This window comes from Aliirhizobium smilacinae (assembly GCF_006335145.1).
GTDB lineage: Bacteria > Pseudomonadota > Alphaproteobacteria > Rhizobiales > Rhizobiaceae > Neorhizobium > Neorhizobium smilacinae.
This window is the reverse complement of record NZ_VDMN01000004.1, coordinates 402,380-420,083: the sequence shown is the minus strand read 5'-3', so window position 1 is coordinate 420,083 and position 17,704 is coordinate 402,380. Positions and strand designations below refer to the sequence as shown.

The 17,704-nt window shown below is 58.3% G+C and carries 16 protein-coding genes and 1 pseudogene; 15 read left to right on the top strand and 2 right to left on the bottom strand.

Features of this window, described 5'->3' with window-relative positions; genetic code table 11:
* Both FHP24_RS19930 and FHP24_RS19925 read left to right on the top strand, forming a co-directional pair.
* A partial coding sequence (locus FHP24_RS19930; RefSeq protein WP_139677965.1) for an alpha/beta hydrolase occupies positions 1-1,046 on the top strand: 1,046 nt, incomplete at its 5' end.
* 236 nt (positions 1,047-1,282) lie between these two features.
* Positions 1,283-1,588 carry an oxidoreductase gene (locus FHP24_RS19925; RefSeq protein ID WP_139677964.1) on the top strand — a complete coding sequence of 102 codons (306 nt, stop codon included), beginning with the start codon at positions 1,283-1,285 and terminating at the stop codon, positions 1,586-1,588.
* 433 nt (positions 1,589-2,021) lie between these two features.
* On the opposite strand, the gene FHP24_RS19920 is transcribed toward FHP24_RS19925, so the two are convergent.
* Together FHP24_RS19920 and FHP24_RS29445 are read right to left on the bottom strand one after the other, a co-directional pair.
* Positions 2,022-2,675 carry a nucleotidyltransferase family protein gene (locus FHP24_RS19920; protein ID WP_139677963.1) on the bottom strand — a complete coding sequence of 218 codons (654 nt, stop codon included), beginning with the start codon at positions 2,673-2,675 and terminating at the stop codon, positions 2,022-2,024.
* Between the two features lie 65 nt (positions 2,676-2,740).
* Positions 2,741-3,121 (bottom strand): TetR/AcrR family transcriptional regulator, encoded by a 381-nt coding sequence (locus tag FHP24_RS29445; RefSeq protein WP_394344648.1) that lies wholly within the window; start codon positions 3,119-3,121, stop codon positions 2,741-2,743.
* Positions 3,122-3,344: 223 nt separating this feature from the next.
* Between FHP24_RS29445 and FHP24_RS19910 the strand changes: the two genes are divergently transcribed.
* The 13 genes and pseudogenes from FHP24_RS19910 (at position 3,345) to FHP24_RS29060 (ending at position 17,578) form a co-directional block, all read left to right on the top strand.
* Positions 3,345-4,367, top strand: a complete 1,023-nt coding sequence (locus FHP24_RS19910) for an XdhC family protein (RefSeq protein ID WP_139677962.1) — start codon at positions 3,345-3,347, stop codon at positions 4,365-4,367.
* 149 nt (positions 4,368-4,516) lie between these two features.
* A complete protein-coding gene (locus FHP24_RS19905) occupies positions 4,517-5,050 on the top strand; it encodes a 2Fe-2S iron-sulfur cluster-binding protein (RefSeq protein ID WP_139677961.1) in 534 nt (177 codons plus the stop codon).
* Positions 5,047-6,036 (top strand): FAD binding domain-containing protein, encoded by a 990-nt coding sequence (locus FHP24_RS19900; protein WP_139677960.1) that lies wholly within the window; start codon positions 5,047-5,049, stop codon positions 6,034-6,036. The genes FHP24_RS19905 and FHP24_RS19900 overlap by 4 nt, the downstream gene beginning before the upstream one ends.
* The gene (locus FHP24_RS19895; RefSeq protein ID WP_139677959.1) at positions 6,033-8,339 is read left to right on the top strand and encodes a xanthine dehydrogenase family protein molybdopterin-binding subunit; all 2,307 of its coding nucleotides are present in this window, start codon (positions 6,033-6,035) and stop codon (positions 8,337-8,339) included. The genes FHP24_RS19900 and FHP24_RS19895 overlap by 4 nt, the downstream gene beginning before the upstream one ends.
* Positions 8,340-8,388: 49 nt before the next feature.
* The gene (locus FHP24_RS29440) at positions 8,389-8,901 is read left to right on the top strand and encodes a formylglycine-generating enzyme family protein (RefSeq protein ID WP_180356061.1); all 513 of its coding nucleotides are present in this window, start codon (positions 8,389-8,391) and stop codon (positions 8,899-8,901) included.
* 19 nt (positions 8,902-8,920) lie between these two features.
* A complete protein-coding gene (locus FHP24_RS19885) occupies positions 8,921-9,256 on the top strand; it encodes a Pepco domain-containing protein (RefSeq protein ID WP_139677958.1) in 336 nt (111 codons plus the stop codon).
* A gap of 260 nt (positions 9,257-9,516) precedes the next feature.
* Positions 9,517-9,780: a hypothetical protein gene (locus tag FHP24_RS19880; protein ID WP_139677957.1), complete on the top strand. Its 264-nt coding sequence runs from the start codon at positions 9,517-9,519 to the stop codon at positions 9,778-9,780.
* An 11-nt stretch (positions 9,781-9,791) separates the two neighbouring features.
* Positions 9,792-9,992: pseudogene (locus FHP24_RS19875) on the top strand (nucleotidyl transferase AbiEii/AbiGii toxin family protein); the annotation flags it as partial.
* 246 nt (positions 9,993-10,238) lie between these two features.
* On the top strand, positions 10,239-10,991 hold the full coding sequence (locus FHP24_RS19870; RefSeq protein WP_139677955.1) for an ImuA family protein: 753 nt from the start codon (positions 10,239-10,241) through the stop codon (positions 10,989-10,991).
* Positions 10,912-12,423, top strand: a complete 1,512-nt coding sequence (locus FHP24_RS19865; protein ID WP_139677954.1) for a Y-family DNA polymerase — start codon at positions 10,912-10,914, stop codon at positions 12,421-12,423. Before FHP24_RS19870 ends, FHP24_RS19865 begins: the two co-directional genes overlap by 80 nt.
* The gene (locus FHP24_RS19860; RefSeq protein ID WP_139677953.1) at positions 12,420-15,677 is read left to right on the top strand and encodes an error-prone DNA polymerase; all 3,258 of its coding nucleotides are present in this window, start codon (positions 12,420-12,422) and stop codon (positions 15,675-15,677) included. The genes FHP24_RS19865 and FHP24_RS19860 overlap by 4 nt, the downstream gene beginning before the upstream one ends.
* 223 nt (positions 15,678-15,900) lie before the next feature.
* Complete coding sequence (locus tag FHP24_RS19855) at positions 15,901-16,794, top strand: DMT family transporter (protein ID WP_139677997.1); 894 nt, start codon at positions 15,901-15,903, stop codon at positions 16,792-16,794.
* A gap of 85 nt (positions 16,795-16,879) precedes the next feature.
* A complete protein-coding gene (locus FHP24_RS29060) occupies positions 16,880-17,578 on the top strand; it encodes a hypothetical protein (protein ID WP_246091848.1) in 699 nt (232 codons plus the stop codon).
* Positions 17,579-17,704 lie beyond the last annotated feature (126 nt).

Below are 17,704 nucleotides of genomic sequence, written 5' to 3'. Positions count from 1 at the left end.
GCGCTAGACCCGGTCCCAGCGTGCTGGCAGTTGTCACTTCTATCCCTCGAACGGAGCGCGTCGCGATCCTAGTTGCAACCGACCGCGTTCCGGACGATAGCGAAGATGGGGTATTCACCGCCGGCAGGGGCGACCAACTCCGATATTCCGAGGTGACCGTGTCGATCCCACCGGGCCATCGTCCTTCCAATATCGAGTGGTCGACGGCGAAGCCAGACCCCCACCATTCCTTTGCGGTGGTTGGAAGGCGAGAGCTAACGGCTCGCGAGTTCGTAACGCTTGCACGCGGACCTGCCAAATCAGCCGCCTATGGAAAGGCAGGGCTTTTTATTCATGGTTACAATTACAGTCATCAGGAAGCTCTCTTCCGGCTTGCACAGATGGCTGCGGATTCGAAGGTTGAAGACCGCGCGATCCTTTTCGACTGGCCTTCGCAGGCCGAAGTAACCGGCTACGTCGCAGACAAGGATTCGGCAGCATTTGCTCGCGACGATCTTGCCAAAGTACTGGCAGAGCTCTCGGGCGGCGGCGTGAGGCCAACCATCCTGGCCCACAGCATGGGTGCATGGCTGGCCGTCGAGAGTGTTCGGCAGCTATCACTGATGGGCAATCAGAAGGCTATCCGGTCTATAGACCAGCTTGTACTCGCAGCGCCGGATATCGACATAGACCTGCTTCGCAAACAGCTTTCGGTTACAGGCAGGCTCTCCAAGCCGATCGTCGTACTCGCTTCAAAGGACGATATCGCGCTTGCGCTCTCGAAGCGGCTCGCTGGTTCGGCAGCGACTGCCGGATCATTGGACATCGATGATCCGAGGACAAGAGAACTAGCCGTGAAAGAGAACCTGGATGTCGTTGATATTTCGACTATTCCATCGTTGAACGGCACGAACCACGACCGGTTCGCATCTCTGGCCGCGGTCTATCCGCAACTCCGGCAGGGTTTCAGCAACCCGGTCGCTGGCACAGGTGCGCTCGTGCTCGATGGCGTCGGCGGAGCGCTGTCTGCGCCGTTCAGATTGGGTGGGTCCATATTGGCAAAATGAAACCCAACTCGATTGAGTTCTGGCTTGTGCAAAGCAGTCGGTGGTTAGACGAGACGTTCTTATCCTTCATAAGTCATCCACGCACTGGCATATCCGCTGCAAAGGCTTCGGATTACTTAGTAGAGCTGGTTTCCAGCGCACGCCGGATGATGTCGCTCCTGTACGGTAGCGTACGGAAACAATCCTCCTGGGAAGCTGTTCATCGCTTGTAGGGTTCTAGGTGAGGAAACAATAACATGATGAAGATTTTTGCAGTAACCGCGTTGTCAATCGGTCTGGCGACTTCGGCTTTCGCGCAAAGCTCCGGCGGTGGCAACAATGGTGGCAGCGGTGGCAATGACAGCTCCGGCAGCAGCGATACAAACAGCGGTTCCTCGGGTAATGCCGGTAACGACAGTGGCGGTAGCAATCAAGGCGCTGACCAAGGGAGCTCAAACACCAATTGCGGCGCGCCGGGTGGGACTCAGGGCGCAGCCCAGTCTGACCAGAACAACAACGGCAGCACCAATCCGGGTGCAGGTACTGCAGGAACTTCCTGCTAAAAACCGAGACCCTTCTTAAGGCGAAAGCTCCGGTTTTCGGAGCTTTTCCTTGCGTGTTTGGAAAACTCCGCCGTGAGATCATGGGATTGTCACGCCGCACGACCCGTACGATGTTAGGAGCTCCGAACGAATGCTCCAGGAACGATAGGTATCTGCCCGAACGCATTCCCCCTGCCGAGCATCGCGGTCTCAGCCCTGATGCCAGCCAGCCTGATCAAGCCGCTCGACAGCTGCCTTGTTGCCCGGGCCGTTTCGCGAAGCAATAGGGGGCTCAGAGAATATGAATATCCACCAACGGCAGGGTTGTCGGTTCGAAATGGAGCAAGAGCGACAGCCGAGCACATGCCGATATTGCGCAGAAGAGATTGAAAGTTTGATCCTGACTGGCGCTATCTTCGGTGCAGTTTGGGTGAAATTGGCTTGCGTCACCTCATCATGATGGGCTTGGAACGCCGCCAAATCTCTCAAGATCGTCCAATGTATCGATGTCAATCACAGCTGCTTCCCCGATCTCGATTTCCACCATTTCCACGCCGGACGTTTCGATCAGCATCTTGGCGCCGCGATCTGCCTGCAATGTCAAGGCCCGATGATAAAGTGCTTTTGGAAGGATGACCGGATTGCCCGGGATCCCGACGTGAACTGCGCGGATGACAGCGCGCGCCCCGAACATTTCGAACGCTGCGATGAGTTGATCCAGATTTTCCACTGTGATGGCCGGCATGTCGGCGAGCAAGACTAGTATGCCATCATGGTCCATGGCTCCCGGGATGTTCAGGCCGGTGATCAGCGAGCTCGACATACCGGAGGCAAAAGCCAGGTTGAAGGCGATCGTCATATCGAGGCCGACAAGACAGGCCTCAATCTCCTCATGCCTGAAACCGGTGATCGCATAGACGTGGCTTGCCTTACTTTCGATGGCCCGCAAGGCCATTCGCCTCACCAATGGAACGTCATCGATTGTCGAAAGCAGTTTGTGTCCTGCATCCGATGGCATGCGGCTCGACCGACCGGCGGCAAGGATAATGATCGCGACCGAAATGTCGGGCTTGAGGAATTGATTGGGAAGTTCCTGTCTGTTCGTCATTGCAAGGCTCTCCAATCTTACCTCCACCAACCCTGCCTCAGGCCGAATACGCAGTCCATCCCTGATCAGGCGAACAATCCTGTGCGCGCGTTCCCGCCAATCGAGTGTGCCCGGGATCGCGTAGATGCAGAACGGCGTGTAAAGTACATGGTCGTCGTGCCCTCCCTGAAAAGGCCAGTGTTTGATGTGAACCGCACGAAACGGAGCATCCATTCTTCGAGCGCTATATCGGGCGCCTTTTCTGGCATGAGTTCTGCGGCGGCAGTGGCGCGCAATTCGAGTTCGCGCCGATAAACCACTTCCACGAGATGCTCGCGGGTCGGAAAGTGCCGATATAGCGTGCCGATCCCGCCGCCCGCTTGCCGGGCGATCTCTTCACCCAATCGCTGAGCATCCGCGCTTAACGTCGGCTGCATCTGCGGTTGCGACGCCTGTTCCTTGGCCACCAAAATTCCAACCTACAACAGGCTTGACGAAAGCTCGCCAGCCACTAAGTTTAAATGGAGGATCCTCCGTTTGCGTGAGGCGCCATCAAACTTTTAATCAGAAAGCGGTGGATGTCATGCCCAAAACCGTGGAGCAGCCCGCAAAGGCAATCTGTCTTGATCGCTCATATCAGGCGATCTCGATTTTCGAATCCACCATTGCTGCTGTCTGCAGGAGCATGTGATGACGGTATCGACGCATCCAAGTCTTGGTAACAAAGAGCACCGGATCACGTTCCCTGACCGGGCAAACAATTTTGAGCCGGATGCGACCAATGGGGTTACCGCCGAGATATTGCCGGTGCCCACCAAGGCGTTTTCGACGGATTCCGCAGTCGAAGTGCTGGATTATGCCATTCAGGCTGTGGAGGCAGGTCGACTGGTGGCGCTCTGTACGCTGGTCGAAATCCGTGGCGGCTCCTCGCGGTCACTGGGCGCGCATATGGCCGTCGCCGATGACGGCCTTTATTGTGGTTATGTCTCGGGCGGTTGTACCGAGGCGGTTGTTGCTGCCGAAGCCATGCAGGCAATCTCGAAAGGACATGATCGGTTCGTCATGCTGGGTGAAGGGTCGCCTTTTTTTGATATCGTCTTGCCATGTGGAGGCGGGGTGACGGTTGCGGTTCACATAATGCGAGACATTCGGTCTATTCGAGAAGTGATGGAAGGCCTGCACTGTCGCCGCAGAACGAGTTTATCTTACAATCCTGGCAGCCAATCGCTTTCCTTCGTTTCAGGAGAGGCGGATGCCGGCTGGAATGATGAGGTCTTTCTGACCTCTTACCGTCCGGCCGTAAGGATCCTTCTTTCCGGTCACACGTTGGAAGTCGACATTGCCGCCAAGGTGGCGCGGGCAGCTGGATATGAAGTTCTCCATTATGACGTAGCGGTTGGCGAGGTACCAGGCGAGACGCTGATTGACGACGATACTGCGGTGGCACTTCTGCAGCACGATCTGGAGCTTGAAATACCTGTTCTTGATGCTGCCTTGCATGCCCATCCGTTTTATCTTGGTGCGCTGGGCAGCAGCCGCACCCATGCAAAACGGATGCAGCGCCTGCGGGAGTTTGGGCATTCGCAGGAAGCCATCGACAGGATAAAGGCGCCGATCGGTCTGTTTGGTCCGGCGCGTGATGCCCAATCGCTAGCGCTTTCGGTGATTGCCGATATCGCAGCCTGTCGTCAGGCAGCTCTTGTGCGGGCTTGAGCATGATACCCAGCGCGGTTCGCGCGCCGAGGCAGCTGTAAAAACTGAAGAAAAATATCCTCTCGCTAGGGGATCAACTGGCCGCATACGTCCGTTTCGTTTCTGCGGTTGATCATCGCCAATGCTTTTGAGCCAAGGGAGATGTCCTTATGCAATTTATCATCAATGGAGAGGCAATCGAGGTCGAGGCGGATATCCGCACATCGCTGCTTGACCTCATGCGCAACTATCTGGGCTTTACCGGAACCAAGAAAGGTTGCGATCAGGGAGCGTGTGGCGCCTGCACCGTGCTGGTGGATGGCGAACGTATTAATTCCTGTCTGGCTCTGGCGGTCCAATATCAGGGCCGCAGCATCACCACGGTCGAAGGGCTTGCCGCCGATGGCAACCTCCATCCACTGCAACAGGCCTTTATCGAGCATGACGGCTTTCAATGTGGATATTGCACGCCTGGCCAGCTCTGTTCCGCCATCGGGATGGCCGGCGAAATCGAGCGCAACATCCCGAGCGTCGTCACCACTAACCTCGCCGCTGCCAATATCCCCATCGATGAGCGTGAAATCCGCGAACGCATGAGCGGCAATCTCTGTCGATGCGGGGCTTACAACGGCATCGTGGAGGCAATTTCCGAAACACTGGCACATCAGTCGGCAGCTCCGACCAAGGAAAGGGTACAGGCATGAACATCTTTTCCTATCAACAGGCGTCGGACGCTGCCTCCGCCATCACCCTTAAGAAAGCTGGGCCCACCGCAAAATATCTTGGCGGAGGTACGAACCTCGTCGACCTCATGCGGGAGACGGTCGAACAGCCGGAAACTTTGGTCGATGTCACGCATCTGCCCGGCGCGATCGAACAGCGTGCGGATGGCGGCCTGCTGATTGGTGCAGCAGCCAAGAACACGGCATTGGCCGCGCATCCGGTGGTTCGGTCCGATTTCCCGCTGCTTTCACGCTCCATTTTGGCGGGTGCAAGTGCGCAGATCCGCAACGTCGCAACGGTCGGCGGTAATATTTTGCAACGCACCCGCTGTCGGTATTTTTATGATAACGCTGCGCGCTGCAACAAACGCCAGCCGCAGGTGGGATGCGATGCGATTGAAGGGTTCAATCGTTACCACGCCATCCTGGGTGCTTCCGATGCGTGTGTGGCAACCCATCCCTCGGACATGTGTGTCGCGCTTGTCGCGCTCGATGCGGTGGTTCACCTGCAGGGGCCGGCTGGAACCCGCAGCATACCGTTGAGCGAACTGCATCGCCTGCCGGGCGATCGACCCGAAGTCGAAACGGAACTGCAGCCGGACGAACTGATCACGGCAATCGAAATCCCGCCGCTCAGCTTTGCGCGCCGCTCGACCTACAGAAAGGTTCGCGATCGCGCCAGTTACGCCTTTGCGCTCATATCAGTCGCGGCCGCTGTCGATATCGACGATGCCGGCATCGTACGTGGTGTGCGCCTTGCGCTCGGCGGCGTGGCTCACAGGCCATGGCGCGCCTTGAAGGCAGAAGCCAAGCTGATGGGGCAGATGGCGAGCATGGAAAGCTTCCGGGTTGCGGCCGAAACCGAACTCGCCGATGCTGTCCCTCTCAGCGAGAATGAGTTCAAGATGGAGCTAGCGAGACGCACGATTGTCGCCGTGCTCGATGAACTGAAGGGAGAAAACGCATGAGCGTCCAACCTCAAGCCGAAACCAACAAGCCGGGCCGCTGGCAGCCGGCCGTCACGCCTGATCCGATGCTGCGCAAACATGGGGAGCTCGGGCAACCCGTCTCGCGGATCGACGGTCCTTTGAAAGTGCAGGGCAAAGCGCGGTTCGCTGCCGAGTTTCCTTATGACAACATCAGTTATGCCGCCCTTGCCTTCAGCAGTATCGCGCGCGGAAAGATTACCGAGCTCGACGTGGCGGCGGCGGAAGCGGCGCCTGGCGTCATCCTCATCATGACATATCACAATGCGCCACGCATGAAGTCGCCGTCGCTGATGATGTCGTCGCCAACCGCCGCCGGCGCCAGTGACCTTCCGGTGATGCAGAATGACGAGATCCACTGGAACGGCCAGCCGATCGCGCTCGTTCTGGCCGAAACGCAGGAGCAGGCCGATTATGCTGCTTCGCTGGTCAAGGCAAGCTATGCCAGTCTGCCGGCGGTAACGTCTTTCGACGAGGCGAAGAAGAAACCTCGTCAACTGGAAACACTGCTCGGTCAGCCGCCGGTCTTGGAAATAGGTGATGCCGAAAGCGCTTTGGCCAATGCCGACGTCAAGGTTGACCTCACCTTTCGGACACCGCGTCACAACCATAATGCCATCGAGTTGCATGCGGCCACAGTGGGCTGGAATGGCGACGAGCTGCGCGTGCACGATGCCAGCCAGTTGCTTGACCTGACAGCCGGGCAGCTTGGCGATATCTTTGGCCTCGAACCAGGCAAGGTCCGTGTGACCTCACCTTATGTCGGCGGCGGTTTTGGCGGCAAATGTCTCTGGGACCATCAGATCCTTGCCATCGCAGCCTCGAAACTGGCCGAACGGCCGGTGCGCATCATGCTTTCGCGCGAAGGTGTCTTTCGTATCGTCGGTGGCCGCACCCTGACCGAGCAGCGCGTAGCACTTGGTGCGGGTTCAGATGGCAAGCTGGATGCCCTTATCCATACCGGCACCGCGGGAATGACGCTGCACAATTCCTGCCCGGAGCAGTTCACCTTCCCGGCGCGGCATCTTTATGCGGCAAAAAACTTCAAGCTTGCACAGGATGTCGCCGACATGGACATGCTCGCCAACACATTCATGCGAGCGCCGGGTGAATCCGTCGGCACATTTGCACTGGAATGCGCACTGGACGAATTGGCGGAAAAGCTGGAGCTTGATCCGATCGAACTGCGCCGCAGGATCGAGCCGGAAAAAGACCCAACGACCGGCAAACCCTTTTCGTCGCGCTGTCTAATCGAAGCGTATAAGGCGGGAGCAGAGCATTTTGGCTGGCAGACCCGCAGCATGACGCCGCGGCGGAAGCGAGAGGGTGAATGGCTCATCGGCATGGGATGCGCAACTGCGACCTATCCTTACCATCGCTTCCCCGGTGGGTCGGCAAAGATCAGGCTGACAGCGGATGGTCACGTAACTGTTTCGACAGCAGTGCATGACATGGGCATGGGTACGGCAACGGCCCAATCTCAGCATATCGCCGCCCGGCTCGGCGTGCCGATGGAACACGTTACATTCGAATATGGCGACAGCAGTCTGCCGCGGGGTGTGATCGCCGGTGGTTCAACCCAGACCGCCTCGATCGGTGGCGCTGTGATCGCTGCGACCGACGTTTTTGTCGAGGAGCTGATCAAACTTGCCGGCAACGATTCTCCACTCGCGGGACTTTCGCTTGCCGAAGTCGAAACGCGGGATGGTGGTATCGGCCATCTTGAAAATGCTGATCGTTTCGAGAGTTATCGTTCCATTCTCGCCCGTGCCGGACGTGATGAACTGGTCTGTCAGGCCGACGCACCGGCGCCTGCGGAAATGGAAGCTTTCTCCATGCATTCGTACGGCGCGCAATTCTGTGAAGTGCGGGTCAGCGCTCTCACGGGCGAAATCCGCGTGTCCCGTTTCCTCGGGTCCTTCGACGCCGGCCAAATCCTCAATGCCAAGATGGCGACCAGCCAGTTTAAGGGCGGTATCGTCATGGGGATCGGTCTAGCGCTCACCGAGGAAACCAATTTCGACGAGCGCACAGGGCGTGTTGTGAATGCTTCGCTTGCCGAATATCACGTGCCGGTGCAGATGGATGTTCCGAAAATCGATATCCTCTATACCAACACACCCGATCCGCATGCACCAATGGGCGCGCGGGGCATTGGCGAAATCGGTATCACCGGTGTTGGGGCAGCGGTTGCCAACGCCGTCTACAATGCCACAGGCATTCGCGTTCGTGACCTTCCGATCACGCTTGACAAGGTGATGTGGGGTACGCCCGCCAGTATGTAAAGGGATGCAGGGTTCTGCCCTACTTAGATCATAACGCGAGCTGAGCGGATTGCCGTATCGGCTGCCGACCGAGGCTGAATGGGAGTTTGCCTGCCGCGCCGACACGGATAGCGCTTTTCATTTCGGACCGACATTGACGCCCGCCGTTGCCAATTACCGTGGCACCGGAGGCGCTGTTTGCGGATGGGACGGCAGGACCAGTCTATGGAGTGACGCCTATGCCGGTAGCCGCTACGAAGACGGCGCTCACGCCGATGGTCCTCAGGGATTTTTCGCCAATTCGACCAAGCGTGTGAGAACCTATCCTGGAAATGCTTTCGGATTGTTCGAGATGCATGGGAGTGTTTGGGAACACTGTCTGGACAACTGGACCGATCATTCGGAAGAGCTGCCGAAGGATGGCAAGCCTTTCCAGGATGGTGATCCCCGCCGACATCCCGTGCGTGGCGGATCCTGGTCACACAATCCTGCGATCTGCCGCTCTGCATATCGGGAACCAATGGATCAAATGTTCCGCGGCTGGCAGGGGCGCGTCGGTCTCAGGGGGGCATGCAGTCTTTAGACGATAGATGGGGAAGACTATGGATAGGCAGGTCCTCATACTGACAGATGCGAGCGAGATCGGTCCGGGAGCCCGGAACGGGGATGACATTGGCGGCGGTTTTGGTCCCCGTCCGGATGGCACCGCCTTTCGGCTGGTCAGGGTCGGAACCGAGGGACTTCGTGCTCAGGTGGGTCACCTTCTGGACGTCGTCGAATATGTTTTCGATCAGACCTCGGAACAGCCCGCCGTATCCCTGGAGCAAATAGAACTTTCCATCGAAATTAGTTCGGAAGGGCAGGTCTCGATCATGGGGACGGGTGGCAAGGCTGGTGGCCGCGGGGCGATAAAACTCGTTTTCAAACGCGGCAAGTAATGGAATTCTAGCGTCGACACCTAGTGGCGCTCCGGCAGATAGCGAGAGCCGAAATGTCTGCCAGGCCTCAAGCCATACTGGGCCGCCGCTGCCACAGCATCTGCTTGCTTCCGATGCGGGGTTTCGCAGGCGAGAAACATCGTTTCACTTGCCGCCACCACAACGGTGTTGATTGCCGTTGAACGCCTGCGTCTGCGGTGTTTCTTGCGCTTTTGGCGGGTATGCATCAGATAGCTTATTGAAAAGTGGTGGTGATAACGATGTCTAGTGTTGCGATTAAGTTTCTGTCGACGGTGAACGCCCCTTACGGGACGAACCTCTCGGCTGAGCAACTCGCTTCGAAGATTTCGGATTTTTCGAGCGTTGAGAATTTCGATGCTTCCGCATTCTCATTCTATTCCGAAGTCAAAGCCGACCTCCAGCGCCAGTTTCTGGATGAGATGGAAATCGACCACGGTGCCGCACCCAAGATTGTTCAAAAGTTCTCGCAGCTAGCCGGATATCCCCTCGCCCTAGCCGCCTGAAGGCTGTCCTGATGAGCCAATGGGAAAGCCTTTTCGACCAGTCTGTGTCGATAATCGATCAGGTAAACTCTTCTTTTAAACTCCTCGATAGCTGGACTTTCGGCGGCGGCACCGCCCTTATGCGCCAAATAAGCCATCGTGAAAGCTTCGATGTCGACATTGTCATCGATGATCCGCACGTCCTCCCATCCCGACAGTTCAACAAAAAAACGTTAAGGAGATTGTGACGAGCCAGGACTTGTCCCCGCTATTCACGCCGCTCGACCAAAAGGGCGGAGCTGAAAAATAAATTTTCTATCGCTACCTCCCTGAATCCACGGGATTTCTAATGTGCAGGATAATATTCACAGCCTGACGCCTGCTTGACTCTTCGTTGACGTCGGAACAAAAACAGAACATCTGCATTTTGCACGACATGATGTCGGCCTAAAACACGACCTTGAAGGGAGCCGTGAACGATGACTGCTGCCCGTGAGAGTGTCATCTCCGATCTGCGTGAGCGTATCGCATCGCTGGAAACCAGCACGGTGAAGAAAGCCGGCTGTCTGGCCTTCGGCGTGCCTGACATGGATGCGGCCCTGCCGGGCGGTGGCCTCAGCCATGGCGCCCTGCACGAATTTGCCGGGGGTGGATCAGGCACGGTCGATGGCGCAGCCGCCGCCCTTTTCGCAGCGGGCATAGCCGCCAGAACCAAGGGACCGATCGTCTGGTGCCTCACGCGGCCGGATCTGTTTTTCCCGGCATTGGCGCAGGTTGGTCTGCATTCCGATCGGGTGATCTTTGTCGAGTCCGGCAAGGATGAGGATGTGCTCGCCAATATGGAGGAGGGGCTCTCCTTTGGCGGTCTTGGGGCGGTCGTCGGCGAACTGGTCCGCTTGCCCATGGTTGGCTCGCGCCGGCTGCAACTGGCGGCCGAACGCACCGGGACGATGGCGCTCGCCGTGCGCCGTTGGCGGCGGCAGACGGAAGCCAATGATTTCGGGCAACCGACGGCCTCCACCACGCGGTGGCGGGTGAGCGTCATGCCGTCGGAGGATCTACCTGTTCCGGGGGTAGGGCGACCACGGTGGTTTGTGGAGTTGATGCGCGTCAAAGCGGGTGAGTGTTCTGAGTTTCTCGTGAGGTCATGCGATGACAAGGGTCGTCTCGATTTATCTGCCGGATCTGGCGACCGATCGCATTCGCCGGGACGATCCGTCCATTCCGCCTGAACAGGCGATCGCGGTAATCGCCAAAAGCGGCTCGAAGCGCTGGGTGTCGGCCGCCGATGTGGCTGCGAAGAAGGCCGGGGTGCGGGTCGGCATGCCGGCCGCAAAAGCGCAGGCGCTGTTTCGCGGTCTGATGCTGGTGGACGCAGACCTCAAGACGGACGCCGCGGCGCTGGAGCGGATCACCCTCTGGGCTCTGACACTTTACTCCCCGATCGTTGCCGTCGACGGCGTGGACGGGATTGTTATGGATACGGAAGGCGCCGACCACCTGCAGGGCGGTGAACTGCCGATGGTGACCAAGATCGCAAACCAGTTCCTGGCAAGAAAGCTGACGGCCAGAGTCGCCATTGCGGATACTTGGGGGGGCGCGCACGCCTGCGCCCGCGCGATTAGCCGCGAAACGGTCATCGTACCGATCGGTCAAACCGTCCGGGCTGTCGAGAAACTGCCGATATCGTTGCTGCGACTTTCGCCCAAGATCGTCAGCGACCTCCACACGCTCGGTTTTCAATCCATCGGCGAGCTGGCGAATACCGCGCGGGCGCCCTTAAACCTCCGTTTTGGTCCGGAAATCGGCCGCCGTCTCGACCAGATATTTGGACGTGTGTCCGAACCGATCGATCCGATCCGAACTGCCGAGTTGATCGAGGTCGCCCGGTCCTTTGCCGAGCCGATCGGTGCTGCCGAGACGATCAACAAATATGTCGGCCGGCTCATCCTCCAACTGATCGAGGAGCTTCAGAAACAAGGCCTCGGTGTGCGCCGTGCCGATCTGATCGTCGACAAGGTCGATGGCACACGGCAGGCGATCCGTGCCGGCACGGTCAAGCCGGCCCGTGACGTCGCCTGGCTGACCAAGCTGTTTCGTGATCGGACCGAAGAGATCGAGCCGGGCTTTGGCATCGAGAAACTGACCCTGGTCGCTGTGATCGCCGAGCCGCTTGAAAAAACGCAGAAATCGTCCTCGCTGATAGACGAGGAGATTACCGATGTTTCACCGCTGATCGACATTTACGGAAACCGCGGCCACAAGGTCTATCGCCTTGCGCCCTTGGCCTCCGACGTTCCCGAGCGTTCCGTCCAGCGCGTCAGCGCTGTTGCCGATCCGATCGCAATCGCATGGGTCGGCCACTGGCGCCGGCCTGTGCGGTTACTGCCCCGGCCGGAACTGATCACCGCCATTGCGCTGATGCCCGACTATCCGCCTGCCTCGATCACCTGGCGTGGCAAGCGCCGCAAGGTCAAGCGTGCCGACGGGCCAGAACGTATTTTTGGTGAGTGGTGGCAGCGCGACAGCGAAATGGAGGCGGTGCGCGATTATTTTGTCATCGAGGACGAGAGCGGCGAACGCCTGTGGGTGTTCCGTTCCGGCGATGGCGTCGATCCAGAGACCGGCAGCCACCGGTGGTTCTGCCACGGGATTTTCGCATGAGATATGCCGAGCTGCAGGTGACAACCCATTTTTCCTTCCTGCGCGGGGCGAGCTCGGCGCAGGACCTATTCGAGACTGCCGCAGCGCTCGGCATCGATGCCGTCGGCGTCGTCGACCGAAACAGTCTCGCAGGCATCATCCGTGCGCTCGAAGCATCGCGTGGCACAGGGTTACGGCTGGTCGTCGGCTGTCGTCTGGATCTCGCCGAAGGCATGTCCATCCTCGTCTATCCAACCGACCGGGCCGCCTACTCGCGGCTGACCCGGCTGATCACGCTCGGCAAGTCACGCGGCGGCAAGAACAACTGCATCCTGCACTGGGATGACGTGGTCACCTATTCCGCAGGGATGATCGGCATCCTCGTGCCAGACCTTGGCGACGATGTCTGTGCCGTGCGCTTAAGGAAAATGGCCGAGGTGTTTGCCGACCGCGCCTATGTGTCTTTGTGCCTGCGCCGGCGGCCGAACGACCAGATGCGGCTCTATGAGATTTCTAATCTGGCGGCGCGGTTCAAGGTGAAGACGGTCGTCACCAACGACGTGCTGTTTCATGAACCGGGCAGGCGGCAGCTGCAGGACATCGTCACCTGTATCCGCACCGGCAAAACCATTGACGATGTTGGTTTCGAGCGCGAGCGCCATGCCGACCGCTACCTGAAGCCGCCGGAAGAGATGGAGCGGCTCTTCCCGCGCTATCCGGAGGCGCTGGCGCGGACGATGGAGATCGTCCACCGGTGCAAATTTTCGCTTGAGGAGCTGACCTATCAGTATCCAGAGGAGGCGATCGTGCCGGGCAAGGATGCCCAGGCTTCTTTGGAACATTATGTCTGGGAATGCGTGCCGTCCCGCTATCCCGAAGGCCTGCCGCCGGACGTGCTCAAGATCGTGCGCCATGAGCTCGATCTGATTCGCACGATGAAATATGCCCCCTATTTTTTGACGGTGTTTTCGATCGTGCGCTACGCCCGAAGCCAAGGGATCCTGTGCCAAGGCCGCGGTTCGGCGGCGAACAGTGCTGTCTGTTATATTCTCGGCGTCACTTCGATCGATCCCTTGACCAACGATCTTCTGTTTGAGCGCTTCGTCAGCCAGGAGCGCGATGAACCGCCGGATATTGACGTCGATTTCGAGCACGAACGGCGCGAAGAGGTAATCCAGTGGATTTATCGGACTTACGGCCGTGAGAAGGCAGCACTTTGCGCCACCGTCACCCGTTATCGCGCCAAGGGTGCCATCCGCGACGTCGGCAAGACGCTCGGTCTGCCGGAGGATGTGATCAATGCGCTATCGTCGGGCATGTGGTCCTGGTCGGAAGAAGTGCCCGACCGCAACATCCGCGAGCTCAACCTCAATCCCGACGACCGTCGTCTTGTTCTCACCCTGAAACTTGCCCAGCAACTGATGGGCGCGCCCCGTCATCTCGGTCAGCATCCGGGCGGCTTTGTGCTGACCCATGATCGGCTCGACGACCTGGTGCCGATCGAGCCAGCAAAGATGAAAGACCGGCAGATCATCGAGTGGGACAAGGATGATGTCGAGGCGCTGAAATTCATGAAGGTCGACATTCTCGCTCTTGGCATGCTGACCTGCATGGCAAAGGCCTTCGAACTCATCCGCCAGCACAAGGACCGCGATCTCGACCTCTCCGGTATCGAGCAGGAGGATCAGGCGACTTATGCCATGATCCGCAGGGCTGACACGCTTGGCACCTTCCAGATCGAGAGCCGCGCCCAGATGGCAATGTTGCCGCGTCTGAAACCGAAGACGTTTTACGATCTCGTCGTCCAGGTCGCCATCGTCCGGCCCGGTCCGATTCAGGGAGATATGGTCCATCCGTATTTGCGCCGGCGCGAGGGCAAGGAGGATGTCGTCTATCCGACCCCCGAACTGGAGGCGGTTCTGGGCAAGACGCTCGGCGTGCCGCTGTTTCAAGAGTCAGCGATGAGGGTTGCGATGGTTTGCGCCGGCTTTACCGGTGGCGAGGCCGACCAGCTGCGCAAATCCATGGCAACGTTCAAGTTCACCGGTGGGGTGAGCAAGTTTAAAGAAAAGCTGGTGTCCGGCATGGTCAGGAATGGTTACACGTCCGAATTCGCCGAGAAGACGTTTTCGCAGCTTGAAGGGTTCGGCTCCTACGGATTTCCGGAGAGCCATGCGGCGTCGTTTGCGCTCATCGCCTATGCGTCGAACTTCATAAAATGCCATTATCCCGAGGCGTTCTGTGCGGCCCTGATCAACTCGCAGCCGATGGGCTTTTATGCGCCAGCCCAAATCGTCGGCGATGCCCGCGCCCATGGCGTCGAAGTCCGGCCGGTCTGCATCAATCGATCCCGCTGGGACTGTACGCTGGAGCGCATCGGCAATACGGACCGGCATGCCGTAAGGCTGGGTTTCCGACGGGTGAAGGGGCTGGCCATCGCCGATGCGGCCCGGATCGTCGCGGCGCGGATGAACAGCGACTTCGTGTCTGTCGATGACATGTGGCGGCGCTCCGGTGTGCCGACTGAAGCGCTCGTGCAACTCGCAAAGGCGGACGCATACCGGCCGTCCCTGAAGCTGGAGCGCCGTGATGCGCTCTGGGCCATCAAGGCACTGCGTGATGAACCATTACCGCTGTTCGCCGCGGCGGCCGAGCGCGAGATGGTGACGATCGCCGAGCAGAACGAGCCCGAGGTTGCGCTCCGGCAAATGACAGAGGGGCACAATGTTATCGAGGACTACGGCCACACCGGCCTGACCTTGCGACAACATCCGCTTGCGTTTCTCCGTAAGGATCTCGCTTCACGCAACATCATTACATGCGCCCAGGCAATGAATGCCCGCGATGGCCGTTCCGTCTATACCGCCGGCCTCGTCCTAGTGCGCCAAAAACCGGGATCTGCCAAAGGCGTCATGTTCATCACCATCGAGGACGAAACAGGCCCTGCCAATATCGTCGTCTGGCCATCGTTGTTTGAAAGACGGCGTCGTATCGTGCTTGGCTCCAGCATGATGGCGATCAACGGGCGAATCCAGCGAGAAGGGGAGGTCGTTCATCTGGTTGCCCAGCAACTGTTCGACCTGACCGCAGACCTGTCAGGTCTGGCCGATCGAGATGCCGAGTTCAAAATGGAGGCGGGCAGAGGTGACGAGTTTGCGCATGGCGGTGGGCCGGATCCACGCGACAAGCCCAAGCCCGTGGTGATCCCTCGGGATATGTTCACACCCGATCTTCATATCGATACGCTGAAGGTGAAGGCGCGGAATTTTCAGTGATTATGGCATCGGCCGAAGAGTCGCTGGGGGAGGCTGGCCCGCTCGGCCTCAAGATGAACTCAAACATTCCGGTCGAGGTGCCTACCATCGGCGATGCAATGGCGACGGTCTCTGCTATCGGCTTCTATGCAATTACGAAGCCTGTAAGGAATAAGAGTTGCGCCTTTCCAAACCAACGTTCATGGACAGCGACGCCTCGCGAACTCCAGTGTACAGCGTCTTCATGAACACGATTAACGGTACCGACAAACCTCTTTTTGGAATCGCTCTGGCATCATCAGGCTATGCGTGCTTCGCATTGCAGGACGCCATCGTCAAATGGCTTGTGGCCAACTACGAGGTGCCCCAGGTCTTGTTCATGCGCAGTCTTGTGATTGTCGTGATCACTTTGCCCCTTGCCCTGCATTTCCGTCACCCTTCGATCCTGAAAAGTCAGTATCGCGGAACGGTGGTGCTGCGCGCAGCACTGATGCTCATCGCTTGGCTGCTTTTCTACAATGCCGCAAGGCACCTCGGGCTGGCCGAACTGACAACGCTGTATTTCTCAGCGCCTATCATGGTCGTCTTCCTGTCGATACTTGTTCTCAAGGAACGGGTGAGTCCGGGGAGATGGCTGGCGTGTCTGGGCGGGTTCGTTGGAGTTCTGATCGCAGCCAATCCTGCGCATTCTCCCAACTTCATCCCCGCGTTGATGTGCGTTGCGGCCGGTGCATGCTGGGCATGGAGCACGATTCTGATCCGGCTGGTCAGCCGAAGCGAGACCACGCTGACGCAGATGTGGGCCACGAGTCTACTCTTCGCTTTGGCGTGTGCTGCTTCGTTCCCCTGGCTTTGGAAAACGCCTGATGTGATGGGCTGGGCATTGATGATCACGCTGGGTCTCGTAGCGACGGTGGGGCAGTATCTGCTGTACGAGGGGTTCCGTTACGCTCCGGCATCGGCGCTTGCCCCCGTTGAGTACACCGGGTTGATCTGGGCCTTCGTCTATGGCTATGCCATTTGGGCTGAGATTCCGACAATCAACGTTTTCATAGGAGCGATGTTCATTGTCGCAGCGAGCCTTGCGCTGGTCGTATGGGAAAAGCGAACGGAGAAGGCGGCAACAGCTATACGCTGATGGTCCAAAACTATTACCGCTCAAAGGCTTTCGTAAGTCACCTATCGGCGACAAAGAAGGACAAGAGGAGCGTGTTGGATCGCTAATGCGTGAGTTATCATTCAAGAAAATTCGCAAGTCGGACATCAAGGCCAGCCAGATGAAGCGTGCGGCCACACCCGGTGCTTCAGATAAACTTGTGAAATATGTGAAGGCTCTTTTCAATTCGGCCATCAGTAAGGAGTTGGGGACTTTCAATCCCGCCACGGGCGTCGGAAAAATTCATAAGTCGCCCGCATTCCATACCTGGAGCGACGGAAAACGGGGCACACCAAGCACTGATGACGGCGGCGCAAAAACGGAAGAGCTGCATTCTCTTCCGGGCCGGGATGCGGATGCATCCAACACACACGCCAAATCGGAGCAAGCCACCACCGAGATTTTCCCATCGGATGATGACGCAATCGCCGCAGTGAAGGGCGTCACCACCCGCTTTTTCGGCCTCGGCCGCGCCGAGTTCGAAACCGCCAATTGGGCTGTGAATGCGCTTGGCGACCAGACGGTGTTGACCAGTACCAAGCAGTCGGCCGCGAAATTTGGAGAGCCGCAAGATGTCGATCGCAGAGTAGCGCCAGAAGCTGATGACGGCCGATCAGATGTTGGAAATGAAGGCGGGAAAGATGTTACTGCTGGCAGGGTCAAAGCCGCCCGCGCTTGTCGATGCGATCGTGTCGTATCAGCACCCTGCATATCGGGGGAAGCTGGACCGGAATCCAATGGTGTGATTGCCTCGCGAGATGCATAAGGTCTATATCGAGAAGGCTGGGACTCCATCGGCGAGGGCTTAACTCCCAATTGCTGACGTTCATGCCGATGCAAAGTCGCACAATTTTCCCGATCGGGAATATTTAGTGGTCATTTGCAGATCGGA